General features: G+C 73.2%; 14 protein-coding genes. 10 read left to right on the top strand and 4 right to left on the bottom strand.

The genetic code is table 11. The annotated features are described in order from the left end of the window. Positions 1 to 276: 276 nt before the first annotated feature. Both JT723_RS25370 and JT723_RS25365 read right to left on the bottom strand, forming a co-directional pair. Positions 277 to 1,662 (bottom strand): cellulose binding domain-containing protein, encoded by a 1,386-nt coding sequence (locus JT723_RS25370; RefSeq protein WP_240166163.1) that lies wholly within the window; start codon positions 1,660 to 1,662, stop codon positions 277 to 279. A gap of 203 nt (positions 1,663 to 1,865) precedes the next feature. Next, positions 1,866 to 3,473: a cellulose binding domain-containing protein gene (locus JT723_RS25365; protein WP_205047099.1), complete on the bottom strand. Its 1,608-nt coding sequence runs from the start codon at positions 3,471 to 3,473 to the stop codon at positions 1,866 to 1,868. A gap of 264 nt (positions 3,474 to 3,737) precedes the next feature. On the opposite strand from JT723_RS25365, the gene JT723_RS25360 reads away from it, so the two are divergent. The 3 genes from JT723_RS25360 to JT723_RS25350 all read left to right on the top strand — a co-directional run bounded on the left by JT723_RS25360 (position 3,738) and on the right by JT723_RS25350 (position 6,144). After that, complete coding sequence (locus JT723_RS25360; RefSeq protein ID WP_205047098.1) at positions 3,738 to 4,673, top strand: AraC family transcriptional regulator; 936 nt, start codon at positions 3,738 to 3,740, stop codon at positions 4,671 to 4,673. Between the two features lie 33 nt (positions 4,674 to 4,706). Further along, positions 4,707 to 5,141, top strand: coding sequence for an SRPBCC family protein (locus tag JT723_RS25355; protein WP_205047097.1), 435 nt, complete (start codon positions 4,707 to 4,709; stop codon positions 5,139 to 5,141). 208 nt (positions 5,142 to 5,349) lie between these two features. Then, the gene (locus JT723_RS25350; protein ID WP_205047096.1) at positions 5,350 to 6,144 is read left to right on the top strand and encodes a DeoR/GlpR family DNA-binding transcription regulator; all 795 of its coding nucleotides are present in this window, start codon (positions 5,350 to 5,352) and stop codon (positions 6,142 to 6,144) included. Here the strand turns inward: JT723_RS25350 and JT723_RS25345 are convergent. Next, entirely contained in the window at positions 6,134 to 7,069 is a 936-nt protein-coding gene (locus JT723_RS25345) for a LysR family transcriptional regulator (protein WP_205047095.1), read from the bottom strand. The two genes, JT723_RS25350 and JT723_RS25345, sit on opposite strands and share 11 nt — an antisense overlap. An 85-nt stretch (positions 7,070 to 7,154) precedes the next feature. Between JT723_RS25345 and JT723_RS25340 the strand changes: the two genes are divergently transcribed. The 3 genes from JT723_RS25340 (at position 7,155) to JT723_RS25330 (ending at position 9,638) form a co-directional block, all read left to right on the top strand. Next, positions 7,155 to 8,069 carry a serine/threonine dehydratase gene (locus JT723_RS25340; protein WP_205047094.1) on the top strand — a complete coding sequence of 305 codons (915 nt, stop codon included), beginning with the start codon at positions 7,155 to 7,157 and terminating at the stop codon, positions 8,067 to 8,069. A gap of 124 nt (positions 8,070 to 8,193) precedes the next feature. After that, the gene (locus JT723_RS25335) at positions 8,194 to 8,742 is read left to right on the top strand and encodes a GNAT family N-acetyltransferase (RefSeq protein WP_205047093.1); all 549 of its coding nucleotides are present in this window, start codon (positions 8,194 to 8,196) and stop codon (positions 8,740 to 8,742) included. 392 nt (positions 8,743 to 9,134) lie between these two features. Continuing rightward, positions 9,135 to 9,638, top strand: coding sequence for a DinB family protein (locus tag JT723_RS25330; protein ID WP_205047092.1), 504 nt, complete (start codon positions 9,135 to 9,137; stop codon positions 9,636 to 9,638). 69 nt (positions 9,639 to 9,707) lie between these two features. Here JT723_RS25330 and JT723_RS25325 read toward each other — a convergent pair whose 3' ends face one another. After that, positions 9,708 to 10,631 carry an SDR family oxidoreductase gene (locus JT723_RS25325; RefSeq protein ID WP_205047091.1) on the bottom strand — a complete coding sequence of 308 codons (924 nt, stop codon included), beginning with the start codon at positions 10,629 to 10,631 and terminating at the stop codon, positions 9,708 to 9,710. Positions 10,632 to 10,762: 131 nt separating this feature from the next. Here JT723_RS25325 and JT723_RS25320 point away from each other — a divergent pair, with 131 nt between their 5' ends. From JT723_RS25320 to JT723_RS25305, 4 genes are all read left to right on the top strand, one after another. Next, positions 10,763 to 11,326, top strand: a complete 564-nt coding sequence (locus JT723_RS25320; RefSeq protein ID WP_205047090.1) for a TetR family transcriptional regulator — start codon at positions 10,763 to 10,765, stop codon at positions 11,324 to 11,326. A gap of 536 nt (positions 11,327 to 11,862) precedes the next feature. Beyond that, positions 11,863 to 13,707 (top strand): pectate lyase-like domain-containing protein, encoded by a 1,845-nt coding sequence (locus JT723_RS25315; protein WP_205047089.1) that lies wholly within the window; start codon positions 11,863 to 11,865, stop codon positions 13,705 to 13,707. A gap of 294 nt (positions 13,708 to 14,001) precedes the next feature. Further along, positions 14,002 to 14,976 (top strand): glycoside hydrolase family 2 protein, encoded by a 975-nt coding sequence (locus JT723_RS25310; protein WP_205047088.1) that lies wholly within the window; start codon positions 14,002 to 14,004, stop codon positions 14,974 to 14,976. A gap of 127 nt (positions 14,977 to 15,103) precedes the next feature. Continuing rightward, positions 15,104 to 15,922: an SAM-dependent methyltransferase gene (locus JT723_RS25305; RefSeq protein WP_205047087.1), complete on the top strand. Its 819-nt coding sequence runs from the start codon at positions 15,104 to 15,106 to the stop codon at positions 15,920 to 15,922. Position 15,923: the final 1 nt, after the last annotated feature.

The raw sequence follows: 15,923 nt of genomic DNA, 5'->3' as shown, positions 1-15,923 counted from the left end.
GAGCGCTGCGACGGGTCCCAGTACCTGACTTCGGATTGCACTCGCCAACGCCCCTTCGGCGAGGGGGCGGAGCCCGCGCGATTCGAAGCTATGGTCGGCTCGGCCTGCCCGCATTTTCTGCTCCGGCATCCGTGGTGCCGCCGTGGCAGACCGGACGGCCGTCCCGTACGCAGCAACGGGACGGCCGTCCGGCACCGCCCATCCTGACGGTCACCGACGGTGATCGCAGTGGGCGCGCCGTATCAGGGGGCACTCTTCACACGGATCCGCGGGACGTCATCCCGATGCCGTACACACCGGGGTGCCCAGATCGGTGTTCGAGCCGCTCAGGGTCATGCCCCAGGAGGTGCTGGCCGACGGGGCGAGGGTGCCGTTGTAGGCGACATTGCGCAGCGTGGTGGCCGGCGCCGAGGAGTCGACGGCGGCGTTCCACGCACTGTTGATCGTCACGCCCGACGGCAGGGTCAGCCGTACGGCCCAGCCGGTGGTCTGCTTGGTGCCGGTGTTCTGCACCGTCACATCGGCCTGGAAGCCGCCTGACCAGGAGTTGGTGACGTGCACGGCCGCGCTGCAGCCGCCCGACCCCGAGGTCGGCGGAGTGGTGGGGGGCGTGGTGGGCGGCGTCGTCGGAGGTGTGGTGGGCGGGGTGGTCGGGGGCGTGGTCGGCGGGGTCGTACCGCCGCCCGTGGTCGTGTAGTCGACGCCGGTGTACGGCTGCGAGCAGGTGCCGGAGCAGGCGGTGGGCAGCGAGAAGTCGTACGTCCTGCCGCCGAAGACGTAGGCGTCGTCCACGTCACGCACCCGGATGCGGAAGTCGGTGCCGCCGGTGGTGAGCGGGTCGAGGATGAACGACTGGCCCATGTCACTGTTCATCTGGGCGTCGTGCCAGGCCCCGCCCGAGTAGTACTCCACGCCGTGGATGCCGTTGGGCAGGTGCGACACCGAGACCGCGCCCCAGTAGCGCTGGGCGCCCTGCAGGAAGCCGATCTTGATGTCGCCGGTGTAGCCGGGCGCGGGCACGTAACTCCACGACACGTGGCGGTTGTTCCAGTGGTCGGCGAGCCCGGTCACCGTACTGCCGTTCTGCGTGAAGCGGCCGAGCGAGGCGGTGTCGAGGTCCAGGTGGTTCGGGTCGTCGCGGCACCAGGCGTTGGAGTCGGCGCAGCTGTCGGCGACCAGCATGGTGAGGGTGGCGCCGTTGTATGAGTCCTGGACCCAGCTGCCGTTGCGGCAGAACGGCTGGTTGGGGGCTCCGTCATTGGTGCCGTTGCAGTAGTCGCCGATCGTGACCTGCACCCAGCGCCCGCAGTTGTGGCCGTTGTCCCAGGCGCCGATGATCGAGCTCTGCGAGGGCGGCACCGGGCGCGGGTAACTGGAATAGTCGCCGGGGGTGTCGAAGACGTTGAGGGCGACGAAGTCCTGCGAGTCCAGCTGGGACTGCGGCATGCCGCAGCCGCCGTAGGGCTGGCCGAGACCGTCGAAGTGGGTGGCGTTGCCGACGACGTCGGCCTGGGCGGCGGCGGGGGCCGCGGCCGGGGTGGCCGCGGGTGCGGGCAGCATCGTCAGTACGTACACGAGCGCGGCTGCCACGGCAGTGGCGAGCGCCGCGAGCAGTCTGCGGGGCGGCCGGTGCGAGCGGTGGGGGTGCGCGGATCTGCGCATGGACGGCTCCTTGGCGTGGGGGTATGGGAGCGCTCCCATACTCCGGCGCCGAGTCGTCGGCGTCAACGGGCGGTCGGCGGGAGAAATCCGGTGGCTGAACCGGATAAGTGGTGACCCGGCGCCGCGGGAGAAGGCCGCAGCCCCCGCTGCCGTGGAGCGGCGGGGGCTGCGGGCCGTTCGCGGTACGTCGGTGCCGCCCGGGGTCAGGACACCGTGCAGGGCATGCCGTTGAGGGTGAAGGAGGACGGCACCCCGTTGGTGCCGGCCGTCGAACTGGCGCTGAAGCCGAAGGAGACGCTGCCGCCGGCCGGGATGGCCGCGTTGTAGGAGGCGTTGGTGGCGGTGACCTGCTTGCCGCTCTGCGTCGCCGACGCGCTCCAGATGTTGGTGACCTTCTGCGCGCCGGGGAAGGCGAAGACCAGGGACCAGCCGTTCATGGCGGTCGAACCGCCGTTGGTGATGGTCACGTTGGCGTTGAAGCCGCTGCCCCAGTCGTCGATGTGGTAGTTGACCGAGCAGCCGCCGGCCGGCGGGGTCGTCGGGGGCGTGGTGGGCGGAGTGGTGGGGGGCGTGGTCGGGGGTGTGGTGGGGGGCGTGGTCGGCGGGGTCGTCGGCGGGGTGGTGTCACCGCTCTTGGACTTGTCGACGTCGGAGTGCGCGGTGAAGTAGGCCAGTGCCGCATCCCCGTGCATCACCCCGTAGTTGCCGTCCTTGCTGGAGTTCATGTACCACCAGAAGGCGTCGGCGTCCCCGTTGCCGGACTCCATCGTGGTGTAGATGGCCGGCCAGTACGTGCTGCGGGTGCCGGCCGAGGTGTTGAACTCCCCCAGGAAGAAGGGCTTCCCCGCCCCCGTGTGGGCGTCGGTGATGTACTTGGCGACCAGCGCCTGGGTGGCGCTCACCGACAGGTTGGCCCAGCCCTCGGTCGGGTAGATGTGCGCGGAGCAGAAGTCGATGTACTGCGACTGGCACTCGTAGGTGTACGGCACACCGTTGTCGCTGCCGTAGCCGTACGAACTGCCCTGCCCCTCGATGCCGTTGTCGACCATGTGGTTGGGGTCGATGTTCTTGATGTACGCGCCGACCTTGTCCTCCCAGGCGCGGAAGGTGGCGCCGACGGTGTTGTCCGCCGGGTTCACGTCCTGGTAGCGCGGCTCGTTCATCATCTCCCAGGAGAAGATGGTCGGGTCGTTCTTGTACGCCACCCCCGTGTAGTGGTTGACCCGGTTGAGCGCGTAGTTCACGTAGAACTCGTAGTCCGCAAGGCAGCCGGGGCACTTGGTGGAGTCGAAGAAGTAGCCGGAGTTGGCGGTCGAGACGCCCTCCCAGCCCAGCACCGCGTTGACCCCGCCATAGGCGGTCCAGTAGTTCTCCAGCGTCGGCACGACCCGCAGGCCGTGCTGGGCGGCGGAGTAGAGGATGTAGTCGAACTCCGCCCACTGCTGCTCGTTCATGGTGTTCTTGGCGGGCTCGAAACCGTGCCACGTCTCGTGGTCGAACATCCAGGTGCGGACGACGGTGACGCCGTCCGACGCCATGTTGGCCATCTCGCTGTCGATGGCCGCCTTGTCCATGTACTGCGTCTCGGTGTCACCCGAGCCGCTGCCGAAGGTGAAGAGGTCGTAGGAGTTGGCGCCGGCGAAGTAGGCGGTCTTGCCGTTGACGCAGAAGTGCGTGCCGCAGCGCTGGACGAAGCCGGCTGCCGCGGCCCTGGCGGGGCCGGGGACGGCGATGACGAGCAGTGCCATCATCAGTGCCGTCGTCACCGCGGCGAGGGCCGCCAGCCAAGTGCGTCGTGCTGGGAGTCTCATGCATTCTCCTCGGAATGTCCGGACGTTCCCTGACAGGAAGGCTGCAAAGGCGACAGCGGGGCCGGATGGCGGCGGGCGCTGTACCGGTTAAGCACCAAGAAGCTACCGGGGGTTGACGCGTTGTCAAGGGTTTCGCCGCGGCGGCCTGCGCGACGGTGCGGCGGACCCCGCCACGGGTTCCTTCCTCGCGGCCGCCGGAGACGGGGCGTACGCGCCCGCGCCGGCTTTCTGCGTGTCCGTCTCGCCGCTGGGTAGCGTCACGGAGTGGACGTACTCAGCGATGTGGTCGCGGTGCTGCGCACCGGACGCCCGCGGTCGGCACTGGTGCGCCATCACGCGCCCTGGGCACAGGAGTTCGCACCCGCGCCCGGTTCCGCCTGCCTGCACGTGGTGCTGCGCGGCACATGCGTCCTGCGGCCCGCCGCCACCTCGCGGCAGGGCGTCGACGCCGGCCCGGGCGACGTCGTACTCGTACCGCGCGGCACCCGGCACGTGCTGGCCGACAGCGCGGTGACCGCGGTGACCGCGCCGCCCAGCGAGCCGCACCTCGCGCAGGCGCCCGCGGCGGCCGGCGGCGGGGGCGGCGACCCGGCGGCCCTGCTGCTGTCCTGCACCTACCGGCTCGACCCGCAGCGCGGCCACCCCCTGCTCACCGAACTCCCCGACCTGCTCCACCTTCCCGCCTCCCCCAATCGGCACCCCGACCTCGCGGCAGCCGTACGCCTGCTGGCCGGCGAACTGGAAAGGCCGCGGCTCGGCACCGACGCGGTCGTGCCGTCGCTGCTCGACACACTGCTCGTGTACGTCCTGCGTGCGTGGTACGACGACGCGCCGCTGCGGCACCGCGGCACGCCCACCGGCTGGGCGGCCGCACTCAACGACCCGCCCGTCGCAGCGGGCCTGCACGCCATGCACCGCGACCCGGCGGCGCCCTGGACCGTCGAACGGCTCGCCCAGGAGGCCGGCCTGTCGCGCGCCGCCTTCGCCCGGCGCTTCACCGCACTGGCCGGCCGACCGCCGCTCGGCTACCTGACGTGGTGGCGCATGACGCTCGCGGCCCGGCTGCTGGCCACGTCGGCGCTGCCGCTCACATCGGTCGCCGCGCAGGTCGGCTACACCTCGGAGTTCGCCTTCGCGCACGCCTTCAAGAGGTGGTGCGGCATGGCGCCGGGGCGCTACCGCAGGGTCCACGGTCAGTAGGGTGGACGCCGTCCCGGCCTGAAGGAGTGCACGATGCCGATGCCGACGTACACGAACGCAACGACCGTCGACGCCCCCGCCGAGCGGGTCTGGCAGGTCCTCACCGACGTGGAGCACTGGCCGGAACTGACCGCCTCGATGACGTCGGTACGCGGTCTCGACGGCCCGCGACCCGTGCTCGGTGCACGCTTCGAGGTGCGGCAGCCCAGGCTGCGGCCGGCGGTGTGGACGGTGACGCGGCTCGTCGAAGGCACCGCCTTCGACTGGGAGTCGCACGCGCCCGGTGTCCGCACCCGCGGCACGCACCGCCTGGAGCCGGCCGGCTCCAGCACGCGCCTCACCCTCACGATCGACCAGTCCGGCGTCCTCGCCTGGCCCCTCGCCTTCCTGGCGGCCCGCACGATCCGTCGCTACCTGGCCATGGAGGCAGCCGGCCTCGCCGCTGCCTCCACCCGCCCCGCCCCCTGACTGCCCCCGGGTGGGGCTGTCGCCCCTTGCGGCGAGCCTGCACCTTCCGCTACGTCGTGGCTGGTCGCCCGCCCACCGCAAGGGGCAGGGCCGAAGCGGCCGGGGGGAACTGCGCGACAAGCCCCCACCGGCGGACAGGTGAACGCCACCGCGAGGGACATCGTGTGGGAGGGTGGGGGCACCGTAGGTGCGAGGAGGAGGTGGGGGCGTGTCGCGGGACGCGCGGTGGAGCTCCTTGCTCGACCTGCTGGCCGAACAGGGCCGCCTCGACGTAGACGAGGCGGCCGCCTCACTGAACGTCTCCACCGCCACGATCCGCCGCGACCTCGACCAGCTCGCCGAGCAGCAGATGCTGGTCAGGACCCGCGGCGGCGCCGTCACCCACGGCGTGTCGTACGAGTTGCCGCTGCGGTACAGAACCGCACGCAACGCCCCGCAGAAGCAGCGCATCGCGGCCGCGGCGGCCGCGATGGTCACGGCGGGCGACGTCGTCGGGCTGACCGGCGGCACGACGACGACGGAGATCGCCCGTGCGCTGGCGCTGCGCGGCGACCTGGCCGAGGCGGGTGGCGCCGGCCGGGCGCCGGCGCTCACCGTGGTGACCAACGCCCTGAACATCGCCGCCGAGCTGGTGATCCGCCCGCAGATCAAGCTGGTGGTCACCGGGGGCGTCGCCCGCCCCCAGTCCTACGAGCTGACCGGCCCGCTGGCCGGTGGCGTCCTGCGGCAGATCACCCTGGACGTCGCCGTCCTCGGCATCGACGCGATCGACCCCGTCGAGGGCGTCTACGCCCACCACGAGGACGAGGCGGACACCAACCGGCTGCTGGCCGAGCGCGCCGGGCGGGTGGTGGTGGCGACGGACTCCTCGAAGATCGGCCGCCGCGCCTTCGCCCGTATCTGCGCGACCGGCGCGGTCGACACGCTGGTCACGGACACCGCCGCCCCCGCGGCGGCGGTCGCGGCTTTCGAGGAGGCCGGCGTCGAGGTGGTCACGGTCTGAGCCGCGCGTGCCCGGCCGCGTCCTTGCCCGCGCTGAGCAGGTAGGCGGTCAGCTCCCGTACGAGCGCGGGCGGCCGGCGGCGGTGCAGGATGCTGACGGCGCGGGCGGGCGCGAGGTCGCGGAGGTGGTGGACCGCGAGACCGGGGTGGGCGGCGCCGGCGAGCACGGACCGCGGGACCAGCGCGATGCCGAGTCCCGCGCCGACCAGGGCGAGGATGACGTGGTAGTCGGCGGACTCGTAGGCGACGTGCGGTGCGATGCCGGCCTGGCCGGCGAGGGTCTCCAGGCAGATCCGGTTGGGTATGCCCGGCGCCCCGGAGATCCAGGTCTCGCCGCCGAGCCGGTCGAGGCGGATGCCGCCGGGCGGCGCGTCGGCGAGCGCGTGGCCGCCGGGCAGGGCGAGGACGAGCGGGTCGCTGAGCAGCGCCTGCCGGTCGAGCCCGGGGTGCGGGGTCGGCGGCACCCCGGGGTAGCGGTGGGTGATGAGCGCGTCGAGGTCGCCCGCGGCGACGAGCCCGTAGCCGTCCGGCGGTTCGAGGTCGAGCAGCGACAACTCCGCGCGCGGGTGGCGTCGTTGGAGTGCCGCGAGGGCGGCGGGCACCAGAACCTGGCCTGCGGTGGCGAAGGTGCCGAGGGCCAGGCGCTGCGGCTGGTTGCCCAGTGCGGCCTCCACCGCGGCCCGCGCCTGCCGCAGTTCGCCCAGCACGCGCTCCCCGTGGCCGACCAGGACCTGGCCGACCGGGGTCAAGGTGACGCCGGTCGGGCGGCGTTCGAGCAGCCGGGCGCCCAACTCCGCCTCCAGCTTGGCGATCTGCTGCGAGAGCGCCGAGGGCGTGAAGGCCAGCCTGCGGGCGGCCTCCGCGATGGACGCAGCGTGCGCGACCTCCACGAGCACCCGCAGCCGGTTGACGTCCAGCTCGCGCACGCTGCCTCCCTGCCGTAAGTGCTGCTAACGGTAGGCCATCGACCGTTGCTGGTGCTTACGGCGGTGGGCCGCGGAGTATGGGCGCATGACGACCCGCACCCGACTGCTCACCACCGCCGACGTCCTGGCGGCGGCCGACCGTATCCGCCCCTATGCGCGCCGCACCCCGCTCCTCGACGTGGAGATCGACGGCCGGCGCGTCCTGCTGAAGCTGGAACACCTGCAGCGCAGCGGCTCGTTCAAGCTGCGCGGCGCGCTCAACGCGATGCTGTCCGGGCCGCTGGACGACCACGTCGTGTCCGCGTCGGGCGGCAACCACGGCCTGGCGGTGGCGACGGCCGCGGCGCTGCTCGGCGTCCGCGCCACCGTGTACGTACCCGAGTCGGCCCCGGCCTCCAAGGCGCGGCGCATCAAGGCCGCGGGGGCGCGACTCGTGCGGCACGGTGCCGACTTCGCAGCGGCGGCCGCCGCTGCGACGGAGCTCGCGCAGCGTCCCGGGCACCGCTTCCTGCACCCGTACGACGACCCGGCCGTCGTGGCGGGGCAGGGCACCGTGGCGGCCGAGATCCTGGCGGACGCGCCGGCCGTCGACACCCTCGCGGTCGCCGTGGGCGGCGGCGGGCTGGCCGCCGGTACGGCGCTGCCGGCCGGCGGGCGCCGGATCGTGGCGGTCGAGCCCGAGGGCTGCCCCTGCCTGCACGACGCGCTGGCCGCGGGCCGCCCGGTGGACTCGGCAGTGACGTCCGTGGCGGCGTCGGCGACCGGCGCGACCCGGGTGGGCGCGATCCCCTTCGACATCCTCACGTCGCACGAGGTGGCCTCCGTCCTGGTCACCGACGCCCAGATCGTCCAGGCCCGCGACCGCCTGTGGGAGGAGTGCAGGATCGCCGTGGAGCCCGCCGCCGCGGCCCCCTTCGCCGCCTGGCTGGCGGGCCGGGTCCCCGGCGACCTCCCGTGCCTGGTGGTCTGCGGCGCGAACACCGACTGGCGGCCCGAGTGACGGGAGTCTCGACCACGGCTGCCGAACGGCAGGCGGTACGGTCGACTTCCGCCGCCGGCACGGCGACGGTGCTCGACGTGCCGCACGGGACCGGATGACAGGCCGAGGGACGGGAATCGGGACCATGGCAGCCAAGTGGCGGGGCGATACCGTCCGCTTCCGCCGGGCCACCGCCGACAGCACGGCGACCGTGCTCGACGTCCTGGACGAGGCGGCGCAGTGGCTCGCCGCGCAGGGCGTCAGCCAGTGGCCGCCGCGCTTCGAGGCCGCATGGGTCGAGGGGGCGATATCCCGCGGCGAGACCTGGCTCGTCGAGGTGGCGGGCGAGGCGGCGGGCACGGTCACCCTCGACCGGTCCGACCCGCTGTGGGCGGACTCCCCCGGCCCCGCCGCGTACGTCCACCGCATGGCGGTACGCCGACGCGCCGCGGGTCTGGGCGCGGTGATCCTCGCCTGGGCGGCGGACACCGCCCGGACGCAGGCCGCGGACGCCCTGCGGCTGGACTGCGTCGCGTCGAACACCCGGCTGCGCGCCTACTACGAGTCCCACGCCTTCATGCACCGCGGCGACGCCCCCGTGGGCGGCGCCCCCGGCCAACGCACCGACCACGGCCCCGTCACGTGGGTGAGCCGCTACGAACTCCCACTGAACGCGCCCGCTGCGGCGAACTGAAGCCAGATCCCGCCCGGCCGCGCTCGTACCACGATGCCCACGCCTTCATACACCGCTACGACGCACCCGACCCGGCGAACCGAACCGGGCAAAACCCGCCCAGCAGCGAACACCCGGCTGCGGGCCAACTACGAAGCCCACACCTTCGTACACTGCGCCGACGCACCCCTCGGCGGCGCGCCCCGGCCGACCCGCCGACAACGGCCCCCTCACCCGGGTGAGCCGCTACGAACTCCCGTTGAACGCACCCGGCCCGGCGAACCGAACCGCCAATACCCGCCCCGCGCGAACTGCCCAGCGGCGTACACCCCGGCTGGCCGGCTGGACGCGGCCGACCCGGCGGGCCGAGCCGGCAGATCCCGCCCGGCCGGGGGGACTTGTTAGCGTGAGGCGTGACGACTTGCGCCGAATGCGGTTTCACCTACGACCTCACCCTCGCTCCCGCGGTCCCCGCGTCGGCTCGCAGCCGTGCGGACGCCGTCGCCGGCCTGCTGCGGGCGGAGCCCGCCGTGCTGCGCCGGCGGCCGGCACCCGACGTGTGGTCGCCGCTGGAGTACGCCTGCCATCTGCGGGACATGCTGCTCGTCCAGCGGGAAAGGGTGCTGGCCGCCCGGCGCCTGGACACGCCGGTCGCCGAGCCGATGGGCCGCGACGAGCGCGTCGGCCACGACGGCTACGCCGGCCAGGACCCGGCCGACGTCGCCCGGCAGCTCCGCGACGCGGCACTGCTGTTCGCCGGCACTCTGACCCGGCTGTCCCCCGCCGACTGGGACCGCACCCTCATCTACACCTACCCCGAGCGCCAGGAGCGCACCTTGCGCTGGCTGGCGCAGCACACCCTCCACGAGCTGGTCCACCACACCCAGGACATCCGACGCCAGCTCCCCGCCTCCTGACGGCCGCACAGGCGGCACCCCCCCCGGAGCGCCGCCCGGCGTACGGAAGTGCGGAGGTGCGGGCGGCGGCTACCGGAAGTAGTGGCCCTTCTCCAGGTCCTCGACCAGGCCCGGCTGCACCGGCTGCCAGTCCAGCAGTTCGCGGGTGGCCGCGCTGGAGGCGGGGCTGTCGAGAGCCACCAGCGGGGCCAGCCAGCCGAAGTGCCCGGCCGCGTCCTCCGCCGGCACGGAGGCGGCCGGCAGGTCGAGGTGGCGGCCGATCACCTCGGCGATCGTACGGATCGGCACCCCCTGGTCGGCGACGCCGAAGAGGTGCGAGCCGGCCGGGGCCTTCTCCAGTGCGAGCCGGAAGAGGCGTGCCGCGTCCGCGACGTGGGCGGCGGGCCAGCGCTGTGAGCCGTCGCCGAGGTAGCCGGCGAGGCCCTTGTCCCGCGCCACGGCGACGAGTGAGGCCATGAAGCCGTGGTCGCCCTCGCCGTGGATGGACGGCGCCAGGCCGACGACGGACGAGCGGACGCCGCGTTCGGCCAGGTCCACCACGTAGCGGGCGGTCGCCCGCCGCAGGCTCAGGCCGCCGCCCGGCGTGGAGCCCTCGGCGTCGGCGCCGAGGCCGTCCGCCTCGGTCGCCACACGGCCCGGTGCGAGCCCGAGCACGCCGGAGGCGAGGGCGAAGGGCCGGTCCGATCCGGCCAGCGCCTCGCCCATGGCCTCGACGGCGGCCTGGTTGGCCAGGGCCGCGGCCTCGAAGCCGCCCGAGAAGGCGAGGTCGTGCTTGAAGGCGAGGTGGATCACGCCGTCGGACGCGTCCGCGCCGTCCCGCAGGACGTCGAGGTCGTCGACGGTGCCGCGGAGCACCTCGGCGCCCGCCCCGCTGACCGTGAGCGCCGCCGCGTCGGAGCGGGCGAGGCCGACGACCTGGTGGCCGGCGGCGATGAGTTCGGGAATCACGGCGGAACCGATCCAGCCGGACGCACCGGTGACGAAAACACGCATGAGCTACGAACCTCCGGTAGGGGTGAGCCGGCAGTCCCGGCCGCGGTTCCGTCCCGCGGCCAGCGATGTCAGCTCCTGACATCAACGGTAGCACCACGATGTCAGTCCCTGCCATCACGTAGAATTCAGCCATGGGTAGATGGCAGCCGAACTCGCGGGGACGGCTCGAACAGGCCGCGCTGGAGCTGTACGTCGAGCGCGGCTTCGCTCAGACGACGGTCACGGAGATCGCCCGGCAGGCCGGGCTCACCGAGCGGACCTTCTTCCGCTACTTCGCCGACAAGCGCGAGGTGCTGTTCTCCGGCTCGGCGGAACTCCAGGAGGTCCTGATCGGCGCCGTGGCCGGCGCGCCCGAGCAGGCGGCTCCCATCGATGCGGTCGCCGCGGGACTCGACGCGATGGGCGGAGTGCTGCGCGACCTCCCCCGCTCCCGGCGCCGCCAGTCCGTCATCTCGGCGAACCCCGAGCTCCAGGAGCGCGAGCTGGCCAAACTCGCCACGCTCTCCACCGCGGTGGCCGACACCCTGCGCGGGCGCGGTGTACAGGAACCGGCGGCGACCCTCGCGGCCGACGCGGGCATCGCGGTCTTCCGCGTCTCCTTCGAGCGCTGGATCGGCGGCCCGGACGACGGCGAGCTGCGCCGGTTCATCAAGGACTCCCTGGCCGAACTCAAGGCCGTCACCTCCGCCTCCTGACCCCGCCGCCCCGCACCAGGCCTCGGCGCGCCCGACGCACAACAGGCGTACGCCACCGCGCCGGACGCCCACACACCAGGCCGTACCCCCACACCCGCACTGCCCGGAAGCGGCCCGCCACCGCCCCCGCGAGAGCCGCACCACCCCACCGCGCTCCGGCCGGCACGCGCCCGCGACCCGACGCACACGCAACAGTTACGACACCGTGACCGCCCGCCGGCGCCCCGCCCGTACCCCTCGCGCGGCCCCCGCCGTCCCCCGGCCTGCGGCCCGCCCCGGCGGCGGAGCCGCAGGTCACAGCCGTGCGGGCGGCACAGACGCCCGCAACCCGGCAGCCATGCGCGCAGCACGCGAAAAGCCCGCGTCGTGGCGCGTGTTGCGACTGTGAGGTGCGTGGCCAGGCACGGAAGAGAGCGCTCTCACAGATCTTGACAGCTCGCCCGCCACGCCCCAGGGTACGTCTGCGAGAGAGCGCTCTCAGGTTGTCCGCGTCCCGTCGGGCGGCCGGCGTCAGGGGTAGAAGGTGGTCATCGCTCATGTCTTCGTTCAGGGCCGCAGGAAGTGAACTCACCGACCAGGAAACGCAGGACGCTCCCGCCGACAGCGCGCTGAGCCGGCGTTCGTTCATCGCCACCGCGGCCCTGGCCTCCGCCGTACCGCTGGGCGCCGCCGCGGCGCCCGCGTCGGCACGCGGGAGCCACGGGCGCCCGCCCGCCCCCGCGGAGCCGGACTTCGGCCCCCATGTCCGGGTCTTCGACCCGGCGACCCCGGCCGCCGACATCCAGGCCGCCCTGAACGCCGCCGCCCAGCAGCAGGTCACCAGCGAGTTCGGCACCGGCCGCTTCGCCTTCCTGTTCAAGCCGGGCACCTACGACGTGGACGCCCAACTCGGCTACTACACCTCGGTCGCAGGGCTCGGCCTGTCTCCCGACGACGTCACGATCAACGGCGCCGTCCGCGTCGAGGGTCAGCCGCAGCCGGGCGGCGGCGACAGCGCGCTGACCAACTTCTGGCGCTCCGCCGAGAACCTCGCGGTCGTTCCGTCCGACGGCATCAACTGGTGGGCGGTGTCGCAGGCGGCGCCGCTGCGCCGGGTGCACATCCGCGGGCAGCTCTTCCTCTTCCCGCGCCAGGGCGGCTTCTCCAGCGGCGGCTTCATCGCCGACTCGGTGGTCGACGGGGAGGTCGTCAACGCCTCGCAGCAGCAGTGGCTGACCCGGGACAGCGCGGTGGGCGGCTGGTCCAACGGCGTGTGGAACCAGGTCTTCTCGGGCGTCGCGGGCGCCCCCGAGCAGTCCTTCCCCGACCCGCCGTACACCACGCTGCCGACCACCCCGGTCAGCCGCGAGAAGCCCTTCCTGTACGTGGACGCGACCGGCCGCTACCGGGTGTTCCTGCCCGCGCTGCGGCGCGACACCGCGGGTGCGAGCTGGAGCGCGGGGCACACCCCCGGCAGCTCGATCCCGATCGAGCAGTTCTTCATCGCCAAGCCCTCGGACTCGGTGCGCACCATCAACAAGGCGCTGGCGCAGGGCAGGCACCTGCTGCTGACCCCGGGCATCTACCGGCTGACCGGCACGATCAAGGTCAAGTGGGCGGGCACGGTGGTGCTCGGGCTGGGCTTCGCCACCCTCACCCCGGTGAGCGGCGCGGTCGCGATGCGGGTGGACGACGTGCGCGGGGTGCGGATCGCGGGCCTGCTCTTCGACGCGGGCGAGACCGAGTCGCGGTCGCTGCTGGAGGTCGGCGGCGGGCACGGGCGGCGCAGCGACCCGCAGAACCCGACGTCGGTGCAGGACGTGTTCTTCCGGGTCGGCGGCGCGGGCCCCGGGCGTACCGGGACCGCACTGGTGGTCAACAGCGACAACGTGCTGCTCGACCACATCTGGGCCTGGCGCGCCGACCACGGCAGCGGGGTGGGCTGGACGGTGAACACCGCCGAGTCCGGCGTCGTGGTCAACGGCGACAACGTGCTGGCCACGGGGCTGTTCGTGGAGCACTTCCAGAAGTACAACGTGGTCTGGAACGGCGACCACGGCAGGACGGTGATGTTCCAGAACGAGCTGCCGTACGACCCGCCGAACCAGGCCGCCTACCGCCACCACGGCGTGGACGGCTGGGCGGCCTACAAGGTGGGCGACTCGGTGCGCCACCACGAGGCCTGGGGCCTGGGCAGCTACTGCTTCTTCACCGTCGACCCGACGATCCGTGTGACCCGCAGCTTCGAGGCGCCGGTCAGGAAGGACGTGCGCTTCCACGACCTGCTGACGGTGTCGCTGAACGGCGCGGGCGTGATCGAGCATGTGATCAACGACTACGGAGCCGCGGCGCAGGGCACCGCCACGGTGCCGGTGGACGTGGTGGGCTACCCGGCCGGCTGACCGGCGGGCCGGCCCATCCGCGAGGGGGCCGACGGCGGCGGCCGTCGGCCCCCTTCGTCATGTCCGCGTCGGGCCGGAAAAGGATGGCGTGCGGATATTCTCCGGACCGGCTTGAACTGTCGGCCGAGGCGGAGCAGACTGCGTTGGCAACGTTGTCAATGCGACGTGGCAACGTTGTCAGACTCCGTTCGCCCCGTTCGCCCCGTTCCTCCGGGGCGGGCGGAGTCCTGCACATCCGCGCGCCCGCCGCGCTCGCCAGCCTCGTGACCCTCATTCCTGAACGGAGCGGTGCCCATGCCGAACATCCCGACGTCCCCGAGCAGACCCGGTGCCGCGGCGGCCCTGGTGCGCACCGCCCCCGCCGGGCGGCACGGCGGCGAGACGGTCGGGCGCGGGGCACCGGGCGCGGCGGTGCGCGGCGACGCCTTCCGGCGCGCGGTCGAGGAGCGCCTGGGCAGCGCGACCTCGGCGCGCGAGCTGAGCCGCAAGGCGCAGTTCGTCGACTACGAGGGCATGCGGGCGATGTTCGAGGCGTGGAACACCCGGATGTGGCGCGGTGCGGGCGCACTGCCCGCCGCGCTGCCGCACCCGGCGCTGCACACCCCGGTGTGGCCGGTGTGCGGGCACGGCCTGGACGTGGGCGGCGGCTACTACGGCGCCCGCAAGGGCTGCGAGCCGCTGCACGTCCAGGCCGACCCGGCGGACGGCACGGTGCTCGCGGCGAACCACACCGCGGCCGCGGTACGGGGCGCGGCGGTCGAGGCCCAGCTGTACGACCTGGGCGGGCGGCCGATCGGCGAGCCGTCGCGGCACACCGCCGACCTCCCGGCCGGCGGTGTCACGGCGGCCTTCGCGGTGCCCTTCGCGCGGGCGCTGCCGGCCACCCACCTGCTGCGGCTGCGGCTGGCCGGCGCGGACGGGCGGCTGCTGTCGGCCAACGACTACTGGCGCTGCCGCACCCCGTCGGACATGCGCGCGCTCAACGGCCTGCCGTACGTACCCCTGTCGGTCGCCGTGCGCGCGGCCGGTGCGGAGGCGGTCACCGCGGCGGTGGCGAACGCCGGCGGCGCACCGGCGGCGATGGTGCGCCTCTCGCTGGCCGCCGCGCCCGACGGGCCCGCGCTGCCCGCACTGGCCGACGACAACTGCCTGTGGCTGCTGCCCGGCGAGTCCCGCGAGGTCACGCTGCGCTGGCGGCCCGGCGGGCACGCGGGCGATCGTCCGGCCGTGGTGGCGCAGGCGTACAACGCACTGCCCGCCGCCGCCTGAAGTCGGCGGCGCTCACGCACTGTTGTGACCGCGGTCTCGACCGTGACGGGTCGTCTGCCTAGGATGGGTGTGCTCCAGATCACTCCCAACTCGCCTGTACCAGGCCGACGCTGCCGTGAGGAACCCGATGGACAACGGGGATGTACCGCTGACGGACAAGATCGATGTGACGGTGCCCAGCGTGGCCCGCATGTACGACTACCTGATGGACGGGAAGGACAACTACCCGGCGGACCGCGCGGCCACGGAAGAGCTGCTCAAACAGGTGCCCAGCACGAAGGTGCTGGCACTGAACAACCGGGCGTTCCTGCGCCGGGTGGTGCGCAGGCTCGCGGAGGACTACGGCATACGCCAGTTCGTCGACCACGGCTCGGGCCTGCCGACCCAGGACAACGTCCACGAGGTGGCGCAGCGGGTCGACCCGGAGGCCCGGGTCGTCTACATCGACAACGACCCGATCGTGCTGGCGCACGGCCGGGCGCTGCTGGAGCAGAACGAGAACACCGCCGTGATACAGGCGGACATGCGCGACACCGAGAAGATCTGGTCGAGCCCCGAGGTCACCCGGCTGATCAACACCGACGAGCCGGTCGCGGTGCTGTTCGTGTCGGTGCTGCACTGCATCCCGGACCGCGACGACCCGGCCGACGTGGTGCGGCGCGCCGCGGCCAAGGTGCCGCCCGGCAGCTTCCTCGTGGTGTGCCAGCTGGTCAGCGAGGACGAGGAGACCCGGCGCGGGGTCACCGAGTTCATGGCCGAGAGCACCGGGGGGAACTGGGGCGAGGTCCGGCGCGAGCAGGACGTGCTGCGGTTCCTCGAAGGCACCGAGATCCTGGAGCCCGGCCTGGTGGAGGTGTCCACCTGGCGCCCGGACACCGATCTGGCGCCGAAGCAGCCGAGCATGGAGTGGATCGAGTTCGGCGGGGTCGGCCGCATCGTCGGCTGAC

The sequence above is a fragment of the Actinacidiphila bryophytorum genome (assembly GCF_016916835.1).
GTDB classification, from domain to species: Bacteria; Actinomycetota; Actinomycetes; order Streptomycetales; family Streptomycetaceae; genus Actinacidiphila; species Actinacidiphila bryophytorum.
The sequence above is the reverse complement of the archived record's forward strand: the minus strand, read 5'-3'. Positions and strand labels throughout refer to the sequence as shown.